Source organism: Pantoea sp. X-Soil-OKNW-556 (assembly GCF_059730695.1).
Genome location: NZ_AP035990.1, coordinates 2476321 through 2495310 on the forward strand (window position 1 = coordinate 2476321; position 18990 = coordinate 2495310).

Sequence of the window (18990 nt, forward strand, 5' to 3'; positions counted from 1 at the left end):
TATGAAAATTCACGCTATCAGCCAGACGTTGCCCCACGCACGTTATCAGCGTTGTCCGCAATGCGATACCCTTTTTTCCTTACCGGATGTTAAATCGCATCAGGCTGCCCACTGCCCGCGTTGCAATGCCCGAATTCAGAGCGGTTTTGACTGGTCAATGACACGTCTTACCGCTATGGCCGTTACCATGCTGGTGCTGATGCCCTTCGCCTTTACCCTGCCGCTGGTGGATATCCGTTTGCTTGGGATGCGTATCAACGCCAGTCTGTTGGAAGGCGTGGTTCAGATGACGCAGCAAGGCGATGTGCTGACGGCATCGATCGTGGCGTTTTGCACCATTGGTGCGCCGGTCACCCTTGTGGCGGGCATCAGCTATTTAGGCATCGGTCATGCGCTCGGGATGAATTTGCGTCCGGTGTTGTTGATGCTGGAGAAATTAAAAGAGTGGGTAATGCTGGATATCTATCTGGTGGGTGTCGCGGTGGCATCAATCAAAGTCCAGGATTACGCCACACTGGAGGTCGGTTATGGCATGGTGGCCTATATCGCGCTGACGGTTCTCAGCGTTCTGACCCTGATCCACCTCAATGTTGAACAGTTGTGGGAACATTATTACCCGCAATCCGTACCGACCTCGCCTCCCGAACAATGGCAGGTCTGCCTGAATTGCCATCACACCGGTATGGCTGACAATCGCGGACGCTGCACCCGCTGCCACACGCCGCTGGATTTTCGCCGTCGCCATAGCCTGCAAAAATCCTGGGCGTCGCTGATTGCCTCCATTGTGTTGTTGATCCCTGCTAATCTGCTGCCGATTTCAGTGGTTTACGTCAATGGTGCCCGGCGCGAAGATACCATTTTCTCCGGCATTCTCGGTCTGGCCTCGGGCAATATCCCGGTGGCTGCCGTGGTATTTATTGCCAGTATTCTGGTGCCGTTTACCAAAGTGTTGGTAATGCTGACGTTATTGCTCAGTATCCACTTTAAATGTGAACAGGGGCTGAAGACCCGTATCCGTCTGCTGCGCGCCGTAACCTGGGTCGGCCGCTGGTCGATGCTCGATCTGTTCGTCATTTCTTTAACCATGTCGCTGGTCAACCGTGATCAGCTGCTGGCTTTTACGATGGGACCCGCCGCGCTCTACTTTGGTGCGGCAGTAATCCTGACCATTATGGCTGTTGAGTGGCTTGACAGCCGCCTGATTTGGGATGCACATGCAACAGGAAACGCCGACTACACCGACTAGCGCTAATCTGCGTAACAAACGCAAGATTTCGCCGTTCTGGTTATTGCCCATTATTGCCCTGCTGATTGCCGCATGGCTGCTGTGGACCAATTATCAGGAACGCGGAACCATCATCACGATTAACTTCCAAAGCGCGGACGGCATCGTGCCGGGGCGCACGCCGATTCGTTATCAGGGCGTGGAAGTCGGTACGGTACAGGGGATCGTGCTGAGTGATGACTATCACAGCATCCAGATCAAAGCCAGTATCAAAAGCGACATGCGTGATGCGCTGCGCGACAACACGCAGTTCTGGCTGGTCACCCCCAAAGCCTCTCTGGCGGGTGTTTCCGGGCTGGATGCGCTGGTGGGCGGTAACTATATTGGCATGATGCCTGGCAGCGGTAATCCACAGGAACATTTCACCGCGCTGGATACGCAGCCGAAATATCGCGTAAATACCGGTGAATTGTTGATCCATCTGCACGCCCCCGATCTGGGTTCGCTCAATACTGGCTCGCTGGTCTACTACCGCAAAATCCCGGTTGGCCGGGTCTATGACTACAGCATCAATAGCAACACCGATGGTGTGACTATAGATGTACTTATCGAGCGTCGCTTCATTAACCTGGTTAAAAAGCAGAGCCGTTTCTGGAACGTCTCGGGCGTGGATGCGGATGTCAGCCTGAGCGGGGCTAAGGTGAAGCTGGAGAGTCTGGCGGCATTGGTGAACGGTGCCATCGCCTTTGACTCACCGGATGAGGGTCAACAAGCGGCAAGCGATGAGAACTACACGCTATATCCCGATCTGGCCCAAAGCCAGCGGGGCGTGCAGGTCAGCCTTGATTTACCCAGTGGTGATAACCTGAAAGCCGACAGTACCCCATTAATGTATCAAGGCCTGGAAGTCGGCACCTTAACCAAACTCAATCTACTTCCTGGCGGTAAAGTCACCGGTGAGCTGACCGTTGATCCTTCCGTTGCCGGTCTGATGCGCAGTGGTACACGCATTGAGATGCGTTCGCCGAAGATCAGCCTGACTGACACCAACCTCAGCAGCCTGCTGACCGGTAATACCTTTGAATTGATCCCCGGCGAAGGCCAACCGCAGGACCACTTTAGTGTGCTGCCAGCCAGTGAATCGTTGCTGCAAAAACCTAACGTTCTGACCTTAAAACTGAACGCCCCTGAGACCTATGGCATCGATGCCGGTCAACCGCTGATGCTTTATGGCATGCAGATTGGTCAGGTGATTTCACGTCAGTTGGATGAACAAGGCATCAGTTTTGTGGTGGCGATTAATCCGGAGTATCGCCATCTGGTACACGCTGACAGTAAATTTGTTGTCAATAGCCGTATCAACGTTAAATTTGGCCTGGATGGCATGCAGGTGCTCGGTGCCAGTGCGCGTGAATGGGTGGACGGCGGTATTCGTCTGATTCCGGGTGCGAAAGGCAACCCGGACAGTCACTATCCACTGTATGCCGATGCTGAACGCGCCGAGGAAGGCATCATTGGCGAGCAGCCTCCTGCCACCCTGAAACTCACCGCCAACAGCCTGCCTGATGTGCAGACCGGTTCGGTGGTTTTGTATCGCAAATTCCAGGTCGGTGAAGTGGTAGATGTGGTTCCTCGCGCCGATGCATTTGAAATTTCGATACATATTGAACCTCAGTACCGCAAACTGTTAACCAGTGAAAGCGTGTTCTGGGCGGAAGGCGGTGCCAAGGTTCAGTTAAATGGCAGTGGTCTGACGGTACAAGCTTCCCCGCTGAACCGTGCGTTAAAAGGCGCCATCAGCTTCGACAATTTGAGTGGGGCACAGGCGGCCAAAGGGGTTAAACGTATCCTGTACCCGTCTGAAACGGCAGCGCGTGCTGTGGGTAGCCAGATTACGTTACATACTTTCGATGCCAGCAAACTTGCCGCAGGCATGCCGATTCGTTATCTCGGTATCAATGTCGGCCAGGTCGAATCATTGTCGCTCAGTGCCGATAACAACCAGGTCGTGGCAAAAGCGGTGCTGTATCCCGAATATGTGCAGGACTTCGCCCGAATTGGCAGCCGCTTCTCCGTGGTATCTCCACAGATTTCGGCAGCCGGTGTTAATCACCTCGAAACCTTGCTCCAACCCTATGTCAACGTCGATCCCGGCAAAGGGGCGCAGTCACGGACGTTCGAGCTTCAGGACAGCACCATCACCGATTCCCGTTATCTTAACGGCCTGAATATCTTCGTTGATGCAACCGAAGCCGGTTCGCTCTCCGTCGGTACTCCGGTGCTGTTCCGTGGCGTGGAAGTCGGTACCGTTACCGGTACTTCGCTGGGCAACATGGCGGACCGTGTCCAGGTAGCTCTGCGCATCAGTAAGAAATATCAACATCTGGTACGTAATAACTCGGTGTTCTGGCTGGCATCCGGCTACAACCTGAATTTCGGCCTGATTGGCGGTGTGGTGAAAACCGGTACTTTCCAGCAATTTATTCAGGGCGGCATTCAGTTTGCCACACCACCAACAGTGCCACTGGCTCCGCAGGCAGGTGCCAACAAACATTTCCTGTTACAGGATGAAGCGCCGAAAGACTGGCGCAATTGGGGCACGGCAATTCCCGACCCCGCACAACCGTAAGCAAATCGGGCAGCCTGGCTGCCCGATTCTTTTTCGCGTGTTACACTTCGCGCTCTGTTTGTTTTCCCCCGGAAGAAACCCGTGTCCGAACGCTTTCCAGAAGATTTCCTTGCGCTGATGCGCACCAGCTTGTCTGACGAGACTGAAATGCAACGCTTTCTCGCCATCAGTCAACAATCCTTACGTCGCAGCTTGCGCGTCAACACGTTAAAAATTAGCGTGGATGATTTTCTCGCCCAAACTTCAGATTATGGTTGGCAGCTCACGCCGATCCCCTGGTGCAAAGAAGGCTTCTGGATTGAACGCGACGATGAATCGCTCCCGCTCGGCAGCGTGGCTGAGCATCTCAGCGGATTGTTCTACATTCAGGAAGCCAGCTCAATGTTGCCAGTAACGGCATTATTTGATGCGGCTCCTGATGCCCATCAGGTGATGGATGTTGCTGCGGCACCGGGTTCTAAAACCACACAAATGGCGGCATTGATGCACAATCAGGGTGCCATCCTTGCTAATGAATATTCCGCCAGCCGGGTCAAGGTCTTGCATGCCAATATCAGCCGCTGTGGCGTCAGCAACGTCGCTCTCACCCACTTTGATGGCCGGGTTTTTGGTGCTGCGTTACCGGAACAATTTGATGCCATCCTGTTGGATGCCCCCTGTTCCGGTGAAGGCGTGGTGCGCAAAGATCCTGATGCGCTGCGCAACTGGACACTCGCCAGCACGGAAGAGATTGCCGCCACCCAGCGCGATCTTCTCGACAGCGCCTTTCATGCGCTACAGACCGGCGGAACGTTAATCTACTCGACCTGTACCCTTAATCAGATTGAGAATCAACAAGTTATCAGCTGGTTGCAGCAACGCTATCCCGATGCGGTTGAAATCGTTCCTCTGGCTGGCCTGTTTACCGGGGCGGAACAGGCGCTGACACCGGAAGGTTTTCTGCATGTATTCCCGCATATCTATGATAGCGAAGGGTTCTTTGTTGCTCGCCTGCGCAAAATTGCCAGTCTGCCCGCATTGCCGACACCCAGCTATAAAGTGGGTAAACTGCCCTTCTCTCCTGCCAGCAGAAAATTGAACGCTGAAGTGCAGCAAGCCGCCGCGAAAGTGGGTTTGCGTTGGGAGGATAATCTTCAGTTATGGCAACGCGATAAAGAACTATGGCTGTTCCCGGCGGCGCTGGAAAGCTGGTTGGGTAAGGTACGCTTTTCACGCATTGGCCTGAAACTCGCGGAGACTTTCCCCAAGGGGTATCGCTGGCAGCATGAAGCCGTGGTTGCGCTGACACAACCGGATAACGCGTTGTCGTTTGCACTGACGGAAGCGGAAGCGGAAAGCTGGTATCGCGGTCAGGATATCCATCCGGAAAATTTACCTGAACGCGATGAAGTTCTGGTGACCTACCAGCAACAAACGCTGGGGCTGGCAAAAAAAGTCGGGAATCGCATCAAGAATAGCTATCCGCGCGAGCTGGTTAGAGACGGTCGTCTGTTCCGCTAACCGCTATTGCAACTGTACCAATGTCAACCGGTTGCCAAACACGGCACCGGTATCAATGTAGTGTTGATTGGCAACGTTGAGCGGTTGCTCCAGCGGCGTATGACCAAAGTAGAAATCACTGGCTCCATCAATCGCCATCGTGTTACCCCGTTGATGCCGTCCCAGCCGGTCGCGACTCCACACCACCTGATGCCAGTCCACCTCCTGTCCCAGTTCATAGTGGCTGGCAGGATAATCAGCGTGCGCAATCACCACCACCCGATCCCCGAGCTGAAGATGTAAAATCAAGGGTAATTCCACGCATTGCTTCAGCGCGTGGCGTGCAGCAATCAAAGCAGTGCCACGTAGCTGCCAGAACCATTCACCACCATTCATAACCCATAACATCGGATCTTTGCCTTGCAGAGCAGCGATAGCCATCTGTTCGTGGTTTCCACGCACACAGCGAAACCAGGGTTCTTTAAGTAATTCAAGACAACCGGGACTGTCCGGCCCGCGATCGATCAAATCACCGACAGAAAGCAATAAATCCTGCTGTTTATCAAACTGGTGCAGGATCAGCTGTGAATCGAGCTGGGTGCGACATCCGTGTAAGTCACCGACTACCCAGATGTTACGCCACGCTTTTGCATCGACCGTTTGGTAAAACATAATGGTCTCCTGAAAGCTGGTTTACTGGAAGTTTAGTGATTACGGCATAAAGTATAGCCTGGCGGCCTGTAACCACCGGGGAGGAAGCGTGAACAGTCGGAAACAGTTTATTGGGATTCTGGTGGTGATTTTTATCGGCAGCCTGTTGCTGCTTGAAACCCTTGCGCGACTGGTGCATTTGCTGGTGGTGGGATAAATCAGAGAGGTCGGCCTGACTAAATTCAACAGCGGCTGCTTCCTGCAGCCCTGATGAATGCCCCTTCCGGCGCTTATCTCCGGCACTCATTAAAGGTGTTAGCTCTGCGAGGGACGGGAAGTAATGTAAACCTTCGGAGTATTCCGAACAAGTTAAATGATATTAACAATCATTCTCATAATCATTCCCCATAAAGGCCGTGTAATAATCAGATAATTCATGCAGTTAAAAGCATTCTGCTCAGTAACATCTGCCTGAGAATTCCGCAAGATTGGTTAGCATCTACAGACACATATCCAGCGCATCTTTTGCCAGACTTTACCTGAGGTTGTTTGAAGGAGTAAGCCGATGAAAGATTATTATAAAATCGATTTGGAAGACTTCATGCAGAGCAATAAGGTTTTGATTGGTGAGATTAAAAGTAAAGCGCCAGTTTACGCCGATGATATGGGGCTGGATGAAGTGCAGTACATAAACCGTGAGATCAAACGCGCCCATCTGGATTATGTCGAAAGCCTGGGAGTGAAAGACCCTTACGAATACTACATATCCCGGCATGAAGAAGATCACCCTCTGGCTGAGCAGCTTATTGCCCAGCACCGAAATTCACTTCATACCGCTCGATAACTCACATCACTTTTGCCACACCACAGGTGTGGCAATGTGTTATCAGCTAACGCGTGATAAAGAAAATAGCAGTCATAAAACCGATAAATAATACCGCGAAGGTAATAAATCCCAGGCGTGGCGATTTTGCCCGGCCAACCAACGCGGAAATAAACACACATAACAGGGTTAATGTGCCAATCATCACCCAGAGAAGATATTGTGTATTTGCCATCGAGAATCCTTGTATGCAGGCAACCATTTTTTAGCGCCACTCTTATACCATCTTTTGACCGCCAGAGCATGTCGTGCTGTGATTAGCCGGTCTGAGAATCCTGGCAACGAATCGCTTTCAGTGCTTCAAGCTGTTTAAGACGTGCGCTCACTTTGCTATTTGCTTTCGCTTTAGCAATACCGTTTCCGATGCCAAAATCGCCCACGAACCCAATGACCGTCAGGGCATCAAATTCACCGGTTTTATCGATTTGTTGTTGCGTCATGTGTGCTTTGGCAATTTCGGACTGCAAAGCCTTGCAATCATAAGTACTGGCTTCTTTATCAGTTACCGCAGGGGCTTGCGGATAGCGCTTAAGCGCACAGCCACTGAGAATCACAATTACCAGCAAGCGGAGAGGTAGGTACACGGCAGTTTTCCTGTTGCAATTCCTGGTACTGCTAAGTTAGCAGGAATTAGCAGTATAAGTCTGTGTTTCATCGAAGGGTCGTCATTGAAAATCGGTGCTGTGTTTCCATCTATCCAGACAGAGATAACCATCCGCATTTTGCAAGATAGACAACCACGACAACCGTTTACCTCCCTTAGAAGAACGATAGTAACCTATTTCGATAAATATCACCTTAAATTCAGGTTATTCATCACTCTATAGCTTGATAAGCACGCAACAAAAAAATATTCTGTATTCGTAGTCGGTAATCTTTTGACCGGACTGCAAATACAGCGATTCGTTTTTGAACAAGGGAAGGTTATGCTATTGATTTCATTGATTTATATCATCTTTGCGTTATGTATTTTTAAAACATTGCATATGTTACGAACCTATGCAGAACTCGGAAGTGTTCGCAACTGGGAAATCGCAGGGTTAATCTTTATTTCGGCATTCTGGCTTCCTGAACTTGTAATATTTGTTATTTGTTTTGCTTTTTTCGGACCAATGCTATGGATCTTTAGACATCTACGTCGGGTCAAGTTCTCTGACTGAATCAAAGATGCCATAGCAAGCCATTTGTTAAGAGCTTGATGTGGTTACAAATGAGCTCGCTGAACCGGTTGTAATCGGATGAACCAATAGACATCATACTGGTTATTGGACCGAAGATGATGTCACCCTGTATCCGATGACGATTACGGATGCAATGCGGGCTTGTTTTCCATTCATTGTTGGGATGTATTACAGACTGCCATGTTATGCTGCTCGGTGAACCTCTGGCGCAGGCTAGCCATATCTGACTCAGCTGGACGGTAAGTCCTACACCTGAACCAGTGCAAACTGGTGCATCTGCCCTTTTCAGAGAGACAAACATTTTCCAATGTGCCCACGGTTATCTGATAGAACAGCAACGCGAAGAGTTCTTTCTCGTTCTATTTTCGCTTCCCGGACACCAATCAGTCGTTGTAATAGGATTGTCTGACTCCAGACTCTTCAGTTCCAGAGTAATTAACGTTCCCTCAGTCAAGTCATGAGAGAAAAAGATATTCAATCATGCTAAACTGGCATGGATAGAATTAATAGCACGCACATTTGTAAATAAAAGAAGTTAATGCATTTGAATTTCTTGTATTCTTAACAGACCTGCGCTATCAATGACCAGGTGAGATTACAATCAATAGATTTTACTGGTGAGTTTGTGAATAAAAAAATTTTTCATGGCTTTGATGTAATAAGAACCTTTTTAGCGTTCTCTGTAGCACTTGGCCATTTCTTTTACTGGAATGGAGTTAACACAAACTTCCCCAGATCATTTTTTGTGGCCGTTGACTTTTTCTTTGTATTGAGTGGTTTTGTTCTCACCCAATCAATACTAATATCGAAACCTAAAAGCATCGATTTATTTATTAAAGAATTCACTTCAAAAAGAATAAAAAGATTATTCCCGTTGTATATCTTTGTCTTCCTGGTGACACTGGCAACCTTTGCACTAAGCGATAAATTAAGGGATGACCCATTTTTTTACTACTTCATTTCTTTTTTCCTCCTACAATCTTTGGGTTTCGATAGTGGAGCAAAATCAATATTTTCTGATACATCGATAGGCATTGCATGGTCCTTATCGATTGAGTTTTGGATAGGTATATTATTTTTTCCAATTGTATTTCTCCTCAAGAATAAACCTGTAACATTACTGTATTTATCTGTAATTTCGCTCATCACCACGATAACAATAACATTTAATTTCACACCATCAATTGACGTCAATTTTCAAAGACTTTCTGGACCGATAAGCTTCGCGGCACTGAGAGGCTGGATCGGGTTCTCATGCGGCTCAGCAGTATTTGTAATCTATTACCTACTAAAAGACACAATCAAAAACACATTGATTATTTCAATAACGGAGTTCATTTCAATTACCTTTTTAATTTCAGCCCTTTACTTACATCACGATCAGCGTAATGAATTTATCGCGCCAGTATTATTTTCCATGGTTTTGTTATCTCTTTCCTTTGAAAAAGGCTTAATTAGCAAAATCTTAACACATAATACACTCTCAACATTCCGATATACATCTTACTCTATTTATTTGATACATCCTTTAATTATTTTCATATGGCGTTGGTTTGATATCAACTTCACAGCAAGTAGTGCAGTCATTTACATAATTTTAGTTTATATTCTGTCGATTTTTTCATTTAGACTAATAGAAAGACCAGCGATGAAGTTCAAGATAATAAGTTGAAATACAACGGTGGTGTGACAAGTCTCCCCCCGAATGAAGTCATAAACATCACTGAAAACCGCCGAAATCTTTCATGAAATCAGGAGCCTCGCGTCCAGCTCGTATGCGGTGGAAAGAGATAAACGTGTGCGCAAGCCGGAACACTAAAAGAATACTTATAAATCATGAGGATAAAAAAAAGACCGAATACGATTCCTGTTTACGATGCATTGGGATATTTCTGTTATTTATCATGGTGATACATAACAAAAACACCTCTTTTCATGGTTGCAACACTTACCATTGCAGACTTTACAGATCAAACAGTTACCACTTTTTTCGGATCTGGTTCGGACAAATTTCGGTACAGTAATTTCGTCGGCCCTTCCCAATCAGATGTGTCATCTGTATCCATCAACGACTTGTATTTGCGAGAAGCTAAGCCGTACCTGGATTGCAACCAAAGACTCAGAGAATGCACTATGCTTAAGTAGCAACATTAAGCTGCGTGAAAGGGAATGCCATTTATGAAACGTTCGTTAAGTTGGCTAATTATTGTCTTTGTAAGTCTGATCACTTTAGCGGGATGTTATCACTCTGACCGACCAATTGGCCCCGATGGCCGCCCCAATGTACCGGCTGAACAATCAATCCCCGGTGGACCGATGAGCAAAGGACCAGTCGGGCAACCTCAAGCATAGGTCGCACAAAAATGCCAGGGATACTTCTAACTACACCCTCTTCTGAGAAGGTTTGCTGCATCCTTTGCGATAGCTTTTACGGGCAATTCTTTCGACGCAGCTGCGATGCGCTCTAGTTCGTACAAAATATTGGCCCGGTTCAGTGGGATACCTTTCGCACTCAACTCAATCACTGCTGTTCCTATAGCACAACCTATCATCCCTGCCCTCTGAGACTTCAGTTCTTTCATGTATACGTTACGACCATTAATTTGACTTAGTAATAAGCATAGAACGTATTGCTGAACTTTCCCCTGGGGATAATGTCTTAGAAATCATATGGGTTGATCCAAGTAGCGAATTTTGCGCCTGCTTAAGCAGGCATTTTTTTGCCCAAATCAAACAAGTTGGACCAGTTTCAAAATATTTATGTATAATGTTCACTCATCCCTTGTATGGGCAAGCTACACACAGCATGCGTAGCGAACATGAGAGATTTGCAATTTGAATTAATTATACCTGCTCTGGGCGGGTATTTTTTTGCGCGTCATTGGCATTCTGCTAAAGTTAAGAGGTGACATGTTGAACCACCATGACACTTTCAATTCAAGTATCGTATCCATGATAAATATTGCCCGCTCCTGCACACCACCCGCAGCGCGGGCTATTTTAGGTTTATCCTTTAAATCGTCGGCCCTTCCCCATCCCTGGTTCTTGTGATCACCCAGGTAATAACACCGATCACCGCTACCTCTTCCAGCGATTCACCCTCTATCGTGTCGCCGTCTTCACAGATGATCCCGCGTTTCTCCAGTCGGCCAATCTGATACTTATCCCAGGCTTCAAAATAGATTGTGTCACCCAGCACCGGCTTAACTGATTTGTCCACCACCACATATCCATCCGGGGTATCAAGTATGTGTGTCATCTCACCACTGGCAGATCCGAAAATCTGGTGGTGTATGCCGGAGACAGCATCTCGCGTTTCATATCCCACGCTTTCTGAATGCCCTGACCTGCGAACCATAATTTACCCTTCCCGCTCTGGTTTAGGCCATCAACGACTCTCATCAGCGCTTCGCTGTTGGCCTGTGGTTGGATTTCATCAAACAGATTGAGCTGCGCAACACCCTGACTGAAGAAGTCACCCAGCATCACACCTGCTTTCATGTAACGGTGTCCGGGTATCCAGATACGTTCCAGTGCTTCCATTGCCATCCGGATGATGTCCCGTGTGTCGTTTGACGGCGTCAGCAGCTTCCCCGTGGCCTGGTTGCCGTAGAACACTTCGTTTTCTGCATGTGGGCTGGTACGAAGGAATACAGCTATCTGGCGGCAGTACTGCTTTTCGCCTCTCAGTTTCTCAGCAGCTCTCTCTGCATAGGCGCATATGGCCTGACGCATATCGCTGTATTCCGTGATGCGTGAACCAAAGGATCGTGAGCACACAATCTGCTGCTTTGTCGGTGCGAACTCTTCCATCTCAAGACACGGCTCGCCACGTAATTCACGCACTGTGCGTTCCAGCACCACATTGAAATGCTTCCTGATGATGTAAGTGCTCTGCTCTGAAAGGTCTCTCGCGGTTGTTATACCCATTGCATTGAGCTTTTTACTGATGCGGCGGCCAACGCCCCACACATCCTCGACCGGCACCAGAGCCATCAGCTTGTGCTGGCGATCTACATTCGACAGATCAAGCACGCCACCAGTTTTAGTCCACTTTTTGGCTGCATGATTTGCAAGTTTTGCCAGTGTCTTGGTCGGCGCAATGCCGACGCCCACAGTAAGGTGTGTGTCCCGCTTTATACGTGCGCGCACCTGCCGTCCAAATTCTTCCAGTGAGTGATGCCTCTCAATGCCAGAAAGATTCATGAAGGCTTCATCGATTGAGTAGATTTCAACTGCCGGTGCCATTTCCTCAAGGGTAGACATCACGCGGTTAGACATGTCGGCATACAACGAATAATTGGAGCTGAAGGCATGCACTTTATGGCGGCGCAGCTCGTTCTTAATCTTGAAGTATGGGTCGCCCATTCGAATACCCAGGATCTTCGACTCTGCCGATCTTGCTATCACGCAGCCATCATTGTTCGACAGGACAACCACCGGCTTACCACGTAAGTCTGGTCTGAAAACCGTTTCGCAGCTCGCATAGAACGAGTTCACATCAACCAGGGCGAACATCACATGCCACCATTCGGGTTAAATACCTGGAATAGCCGCTCTTCACCTTCTGCTGTCGAAATGTCACGAAAAGTTGTTGTGTGAGTCTCAATCCACTTGTTGGCAGCACGCAACGTGTAATGCCAGTTCATCCGGTCCAGCTCCCGCACAAAATCGCGTGTGCTTACCGTGAAACGCCCCACGGCGTCTCGTTTTATCGCCTGCCTGAAGGCAATCATGATTTCGTAGTCGCGCGGCATGGCGATTACCTCTGATAGATTACTGGATGCATATACAGTATTATCGATCGATAGAATCGATCAAGTTGATTCTCAATGTTTCACGGAAACACATTGTCATGGAAGGAGATTTAGTTGGGGAGAGAAAGACATGACTATGACAGGGAATTATCAATGCAGACTGGCTGGCGCAATCTGCGTCTGTGTTTAAACTTAAAGGGTCATGATACACCTTTAGGCCCGGGCAAACTTATCCCGCTTCCCGGGCTTTTTTTGCGCATTTCGTGGTGATTGCTAAAATCATCTTTGCGGCATTTCTGTCCAATAGCCGTGATGACCAAATCCACGGATGAAATTGCCCGCGCTCATTTAACCATTGGCGCGGGCTTTTTTATGAGCCAGCACCCTCCAGAGCTGCAATGCGGTTTTGCAAGGCGGTAACCGCATCGTTCTGAACGCTTATCAATTGCTGCTGCGCCTGTACAGCCATCGTGAGTTTTGCTATCAAAGCTACCTGGTCCAAGGTGTAAGCGTTCGGGTTGTTTGGATCGGCAACAATGTCATAGTTTTCGGGCAGTCCATCACCCTCAACACATTCCGGGCTAACAAGCTTCAGGTCGTTCGCAATGAAACCAAGTCTTTCACTTGATTCGGGAATGAATTCCCCCCTGGCCTTATATTTAAATGTCGCTATTTTCCACTTAGTAACCTCGTTTAGCGCTTCAGCATTCGAGGTTTCAGGGACATACGCAATATCCGTTTTCAGCCCTTTATCTGATGAAGTGTTGAAAGCGAGGTATCCAAGGTATGTATTCCCTACAAAACCCGAAAGTGATGGATTCCCGTTGTAATTCCAGAAAAAATTCCAGGGTACGTTTTGATCAACGCTGCCAGTTGTTCCCGCTCTTGATATGTAGCCACCTTGAACATCAAGCACGCCATTTATGGTCAGTCTTCCACTTTGATCATTGATCAATCGCACATTGTAATCTGCTGTAGTATTTCCAAAGTGGAAGTCTACAAATGGGGTGTTTGCGAAAAGCTCCAATGAACCAAAATTAACAGCACCTGATTCGGGTAAGCCGATGTTAGTTCGAGCGTTAGCGACAGTAGTCGCGCCGGTGCCCCCCAATGTCACCGGCAACACACCACCAGATACACTGAATCCCAAGTTGGTTCGTGCATTAGCTGCCGTAGTTGCGCCGGTTCCTCCCTGTGCAATTGATAACGCCGTCGTTAATCCTGTTAGCGAAGTAATATCGCCATTCTCTCCATTCGCTGCCTTACCAGCGAGCGTGGTAGTAATCCCATTCCATGCCGGACCTGTCCAGGTTGTCCCATCTGGCAAGGTAACAGTGACATTACCGGTATTACTGAAAATCTGTTGCCAGTTTGCTTTATCAAGGTTAAGACCGCGAAGTGCATAAGTGACCTGGGAAGCAAGTGCAGACGTGATCAAATTGAGCGTTGCCAAAGGGACATAATCAAATGAAACACCCGATGTAGTCGGCCCGGTGTATGCCTGCGTCAATGTCAGCGCAGTATTGCTTGTTATTGCGCCGATCCCCAGCGTATACGCCGTACCGCCAACGGTCACCACAATGAACCCGTTGGCTGCCAGATCAGTTGTAAAAGCTGTTCCGCTACCCGTAACCGCAGTTGAACCGTTAGTTAAAGTGATAGTGCCTGCTGGCATATATTTTCTCCGGGAAATAAAAAACCGGCGCAGCGGCCGATTTTTATTCAATATGTCGAATAGCTCAAGAAAATAAATCGATCTTATCGATCTCTTTTATTCACTTAATCATTAATTAATTTCGTGATTCGATCATCCATACACATCAAAAAGGAACTAATAATGAAAAGTCTCGTCAGCGTGGCTCTTATTTCAATCGGCATCTCTGGATGTGCATCATCAACGCCTCCGATATGCAGCAATAAAGCCAAGATATCAAACCATAGTTATGACATTCCGGTTTTCAAGAAAGAAAATGGTCGATACCTTGCCGGATATCCTTTTTACACATGGACAGATAAATCACAGTTTATAGACACATCTGAGTGTGACAGGTTAAATCCCTAATGCCTGATGGTAGTAGGTATCGTACACATTTGTTTCAATATAGGCAGGTGGGCTGCACGCATACTGATAGGGTGCCTGCTGGTTATCATAGGAAACCTGATTGTAGGTATTTCCCCCTTGCGCCTCATACTTGCTTGTACCGGATATATTAAATCCGGCGCTATAACAGTTATATCTTACGTAACCTGAATTTCCGGTAACGGGTATCGCCACTACTACTGACACACCGCTGGTAATTGCAACCGGGACATCAGAGGTAGTGGTTGAACCCACTGTCAATTTCAGGGGCAGGCAGTTCTGGTGCCAGACAATCTGCCCGTTGTCATACATGAAGAATCCCGCCGCAGGTGTATTCACCATCATCTTTGAGAAAACATAGATACGAGTAGCAGACATTGCTGATCCAAAATTGCCTCTGAATTGCAACGCCCAATACCCGTTCTGCGTTATTTCAGTCCACCAGACATTGTTAAACCCGGATGCGCTCGTAGAACGATGGAACGCTATAAACGGCATCGACGCAGGTACATTGGTTTGCAAAATTTGGCCGCCAGTCGGCGTGAGGTCAATAACCTGGGCAAGATTGAACGGGGTAAATGGTGGCGCTATTTTGAACACAGGCGGATTCACACTATAGTCATTCAGAACGAATCCTGAATAACTGCCAATTGTCGTGGCGGTGGCGACCACGATAACCTTAGATACCGTGTCAACGCCTGACCAGCTTACTGTTTGCCCTGATACCGATGTGCCGTACGTTATCTGGCTGCTGCCGTAAGTTGTGCGACCACCTAAAATCGCCGCTGCAAGGGAGAAGCCCGGCAAGCTGTACGTTTTACTTCCGGACCCGGAGACGGTAATGATATCGACCACGAAGTTGAACGACATCGAATTAAGAACGTCATATGTTGTTCCATCAATATACGCTGTAAATCCGGCTGGCATTATCGGGCCGCCCCCATCGAACAAACAAGTTGTCCACTTGCGTTATACCAGGCTGCACCTTTGTTATCCACAACAAACCGGCCCTGCCCGGACACTGCACCATTAAGCTCAAATGAACCATCTGATTTCATAATTGTTCCTGTTGTGGCAGCGACATAATTTGAAGAATACCAGGAGCCAACCTTTGCAAGGGTTATTGCGGCATAATTGATCAAGGCATCATTAATAAATACCTGTCCATTCAAAGCAGCAAACGCTAGCTGATAACTTCCTGCGTCACTTCCCGTGTAAATGCCGAACTGATCAGCATTGAATGCAATTGTGGATTTATAGCTGGTGCCTGATGGCTCAATACCGATTGCCATGCCTGCACCATAATAAACCCCTGATCGCGTTATACCGACCTGAAGTGTGTATGACACTTTCGCCGTTCCATTATCAGTTACGGTTGCGGTGAGTTTTTCGTTAACTGCTGCATTCAGATCGCCGATTTCAGCCTGAACCTGAGTTTCAAGCTCGGCCATCGCCTGGTTAACTGAGGCGATAGTGGTCGTGATGACAATAACCTGAGCTTTTATCTCTCCATTGACCGCAAACTGATAATCCACCGAAGCATTATTATTCAGGGCATTCTGAAGCATCCCTTCAATGTTCGTGTCGATTTGCGTGGTGAGGTTGTCAAATGCATCGGATTCCCTGATTTGTTGGTCTATGAGGTCAATCATCCCCGGTATATCAGAGGACGCCTGACCTGACGCTTCCACGAATGCAGACACACCGAATGCATTTTTGGTGCGCACATACATGTAATAGGTCGTATCTGCTTTGAGACCGTTAAGAGTCCACTGAGACGCGCGACCAAGAAACTGCGCCTCATCCTCAATCGTACCAATGCTGCTGGCCTGCACTTCACCGGTGTACCAGAACTCGAAAGAGGTATCTGTGGTTGCAGTGACATTCATCACCGGCACGATATCAGCAGAGAAGATCCCCGGCGTCCACTGGATAAAGGTTGGCGCAGACGGCGCGCCGATCACCAGACTGACCTGCGTTTCCACGCCCTTCATGCCATTACTGTTGCGGCCACGTACCCCCAGCGTATAGCTCCCCGCATCCAGCCCATAAAAATCATAGGTAAACGCCTCAGTCTCGTAGCTTTTAACCACCGCACCGGCTTCAGTGTAAACCGTTAGTTCAAACGTCAGCTTTTTGGTGGTGGTTGCGGTTTCCCACTTCGCCGTGACCTGGACAGTCTCAGAGTTGGTGTTAATGATGGTCAGGTTTTCAACGTTAGGAACGCGGTATGCATTCAGCGTGTCGCTGGGCGTTTCAAACACAGCTCCCTCATCAACAACCGCCTGCTTGTTCGGGTCGTGGCGGGTTGCTGAGATGGTGTAAGTTGAATTGTTCTGATCTTCGGTTATACCCATGATCCGGAAAAGCTGCGTTGCCACCTCTCCCGTTGAAATAGCAAAAACAGTGCCGTCACGCACCCAGGCAGGTGCAGCGGAAAGCGTGATAACCGGACCGTTCACCGCTGAAATGGTGTGTTTAGCAAATTTCCCGTCAGCACCCATGATCGACATCGAGTCACCGCTACCGGCCAGGCTGGTCACATCAGCGTCAACGGTAATTTGTGCGCCGCTGTGCGACATTATCCGGCCACCCAGCCGCGTTCCGGCGCGGTTATTATCCGCAACCTCGATAATATCGCCCGGCATGAAAGCAATGGCATCGCGTGCCTGCTGGAATGAAACCTTGCGGTATTCGCGCTTGCAGGACTCAATCAGCCATTTTCCGGCCCGCACGGCCTGACCACGGGACGTACATCCGAACGCCTCCAGCGTCGTTTCGTTGTAGTTATAAAGGCTGATTTGCTCATCATCAGAAACATATTCTTTCGACGCGCTCCAGCCGTTGTTCGGGTCTGTCCACGATACGACAACAGCGTTAAATCGTTCGCTGCGCTTCATCGAACTGTACGTGAATTTACCGTCAACCACGCTGGCATTGGTCACGACGGCAACGGGGTCTGCCGGATTATCGATAATCATCGAAAATCGCATACCGTCCCAGAGTGCAATACCCCGGCACGCACTGGCAATTTTATCGAGGGTATCGCGAGCGCTGGAAGCGTCGGTCAGGTATGCGTTCATCGTAATGCGCGGCTCTTTACCACCATAGCCGTCATCAACTTCCTGATCGCAGAACTGTGAGAGGACATAGAGCGTGCCGTCATCAACATCGACATAGCCCGCATATTTAGCCAGTCCATACCGGGTATTTTTCACCAGCGCACGAAACAGCCATGCCGGATTATTTGTCCATGCCGACTTAAATCCACCGGTCCAGATCCCGGTGTAAGTGCGTGCAATCGGGTCGTAATTATCCGGCACATCAACAATCAGGCCGCGCAGATGATAAGTGCGGGTTGGTGTGTCTGTGTACTGATCGCGGTCAACAACACATCCGGCAATAGCGGTATACGGGTAAGACAGGCTGTCATCTGTGATTTCCGTATAGCTGTTCCATACGGTGCCGTTATTGAGGAGATCGCTGGTGCTGTCAGCGGTAATTCTGCGCAGGCGGATATCAAAAGGCTTTGTCTCAGGTGCATCAATCAAATGTGCTTCAAGATATTCGCCAGAGATTTTCCCTGTGATAGTCACCGTTTTAGCAGTGGCCCATGCAGCAGTACCGGTGCGTGTCTCGATCACCATTGTGACCGACGTGTTTTTCTGGTTGCCCTTTGAGTCCTGCTCAACCAGCGATGATACGCCAATATTCATACGAACCCGGCTGACATCTTCATCACTGACAGTACGCACAAGGGGAGTATCATAAGTCACGTCAGTATTAACAATTGTCGTTGCCTCAATGGTGTCAAATCCGGTGATCGCCGTCTGAGTCAGGCTACCGGGACGCCAAGCTGCACTGACACCGTTAATTGACACATTACCGCTGGAATCGGTTACAGGGGTGTCATTAAGCATGAACGAGGACAGGTAAGTCTGATCAACCGGTCCATAGATCGGCCCCTCTGACAACAAGTCCAATACCCTGTAAAATTGTTTTGATGTGAGATTGTCATCAACCAGTTTCGGTGTGCTGCTACCTCCGCCGCCAGAACTCATGTGAGCGCCCCATAAAAAAGGGCCGCCCTGAGGCAGCCCTGAAA

Annotated in this window: 15 protein-coding genes; 6 read left to right on the top strand and 9 right to left on the bottom strand. The window is 48.7% G+C overall.

Features of this window, described 5'->3' with window-relative positions; all coding sequences use genetic code 11:
- The first annotated feature begins 1 nt into the window (after position 1).
- The 3 genes from yebS to rsmF all read left to right on the top strand — a co-directional run bounded on the left by yebS (position 2) and on the right by rsmF (position 5354).
- On the top strand, positions 2–1246 hold the full coding sequence (gene yebS / locus AC6I8T_RS11540; RefSeq protein WP_497833831.1) for a membrane integrity lipid transport subunit YebS: 1245 nt from the start codon (positions 2–4) through the stop codon (positions 1244–1246).
- Complete coding sequence (locus tag AC6I8T_RS11545) at positions 1215–3854, top strand: PqiB family protein (RefSeq protein WP_208723566.1); 2640 nt, start codon at positions 1215–1217, stop codon at positions 3852–3854. The genes yebS and AC6I8T_RS11545 overlap by 32 nt, the downstream gene beginning before the upstream one ends.
- Positions 3855–3935: 81 nt before the next feature.
- On the top strand, positions 3936–5354 hold the full coding sequence (gene rsmF, locus AC6I8T_RS11550) for a 16S rRNA (cytosine(1407)-C(5))-methyltransferase RsmF (protein ID WP_497833832.1): 1419 nt from the start codon (positions 3936–3938) through the stop codon (positions 5352–5354).
- A 3-nt stretch (positions 5355–5357) separates the two neighbouring features.
- Here the strand turns inward: rsmF and AC6I8T_RS11555 are convergent, their stop codons facing one another.
- The gene (locus AC6I8T_RS11555; RefSeq protein ID WP_021182988.1) at positions 5358–6005 is read right to left on the bottom strand and encodes a metallophosphoesterase; all 648 of its coding nucleotides are present in this window, start codon (positions 6003–6005) and stop codon (positions 5358–5360) included.
- A 544-nt stretch (positions 6006–6549) separates the two neighbouring features.
- On the opposite strand from AC6I8T_RS11555, the gene AC6I8T_RS11560 reads away from it, so the two are divergent.
- On the top strand, positions 6550–6828 hold the full coding sequence (locus AC6I8T_RS11560; protein ID WP_497833833.1) for a hypothetical protein: 279 nt from the start codon (positions 6550–6552) through the stop codon (positions 6826–6828).
- Between the two features lie 46 nt (positions 6829–6874).
- Here AC6I8T_RS11560 and AC6I8T_RS11565 read toward each other — a convergent pair whose 3' ends face one another.
- Positions 6875–7042 carry a hypothetical protein gene (locus AC6I8T_RS11565; RefSeq protein ID WP_021182986.1) on the bottom strand — a complete coding sequence of 56 codons (168 nt, stop codon included), beginning with the start codon at positions 7040–7042 and terminating at the stop codon, positions 6875–6877.
- A gap of 82 nt (positions 7043–7124) precedes the next feature.
- Entirely contained in the window at positions 7125–7451 is a 327-nt protein-coding gene (locus AC6I8T_RS11570) for a hypothetical protein (protein ID WP_497833834.1), read from the bottom strand.
- A gap of 1222 nt (positions 7452–8673) precedes the next feature.
- Between AC6I8T_RS11570 and AC6I8T_RS11575 the strand changes: the two genes are divergently transcribed.
- Complete coding sequence (locus AC6I8T_RS11575) at positions 8674–9720, top strand: acyltransferase family protein (RefSeq protein WP_497833835.1); 1047 nt, start codon at positions 8674–8676, stop codon at positions 9718–9720.
- Positions 9721–11061: 1341 nt separating this feature from the next.
- Here the strand turns inward: AC6I8T_RS11575 and AC6I8T_RS11580 are convergent.
- The 4 genes from AC6I8T_RS11580 to AC6I8T_RS11595 form a co-directional block, all read right to left on the bottom strand.
- Entirely contained in the window at positions 11062–11307 is a 246-nt protein-coding gene (locus AC6I8T_RS11580) for a hypothetical protein (protein WP_497833836.1), read from the bottom strand.
- Entirely contained in the window at positions 11304–12566 is a 1263-nt protein-coding gene (gene umuC / locus AC6I8T_RS11585; protein WP_497833837.1) for a translesion error-prone DNA polymerase V subunit UmuC, read from the bottom strand. Before umuC ends, AC6I8T_RS11580 begins: the two co-directional genes overlap by 4 nt.
- Entirely contained in the window at positions 12566–12805 is a 240-nt protein-coding gene (locus tag AC6I8T_RS11590) for a DNA polymerase V (RefSeq protein WP_497832259.1), read from the bottom strand. The genes umuC and AC6I8T_RS11590 overlap by 1 nt, the downstream gene beginning before the upstream one ends.
- 370 nt (positions 12806–13175) lie before the next feature.
- Entirely contained in the window at positions 13176–14480 is a 1305-nt protein-coding gene (locus tag AC6I8T_RS11595) for a tail fiber domain-containing protein (protein WP_497833838.1), read from the bottom strand.
- A gap of 162 nt (positions 14481–14642) precedes the next feature.
- On the opposite strand from AC6I8T_RS11595, the gene cor reads away from it, so the two are divergent.
- Positions 14643–14867: a phage exclusion lipoprotein Cor gene (cor, locus tag AC6I8T_RS11600; RefSeq protein ID WP_497833839.1), complete on the top strand. Its 225-nt coding sequence runs from the start codon at positions 14643–14645 to the stop codon at positions 14865–14867.
- Here the strand turns inward: cor and AC6I8T_RS11605 are convergent.
- Together AC6I8T_RS11605 and AC6I8T_RS11610 are read right to left on the bottom strand one after the other, a co-directional pair.
- Positions 14856–15812, bottom strand: coding sequence for a hypothetical protein (locus AC6I8T_RS11605; protein WP_497833840.1), 957 nt, complete (start codon positions 15810–15812; stop codon positions 14856–14858). The genes cor and AC6I8T_RS11605 overlap by 12 nt on opposite strands.
- Entirely contained in the window at positions 15812–18946 is a 3135-nt protein-coding gene (locus AC6I8T_RS11610) for a TipJ family phage tail tip protein (RefSeq protein ID WP_497833841.1), read from the bottom strand. Before AC6I8T_RS11610 ends, AC6I8T_RS11605 begins: the two co-directional genes overlap by 1 nt.
- Positions 18947–18990 lie beyond the last annotated feature (44 nt).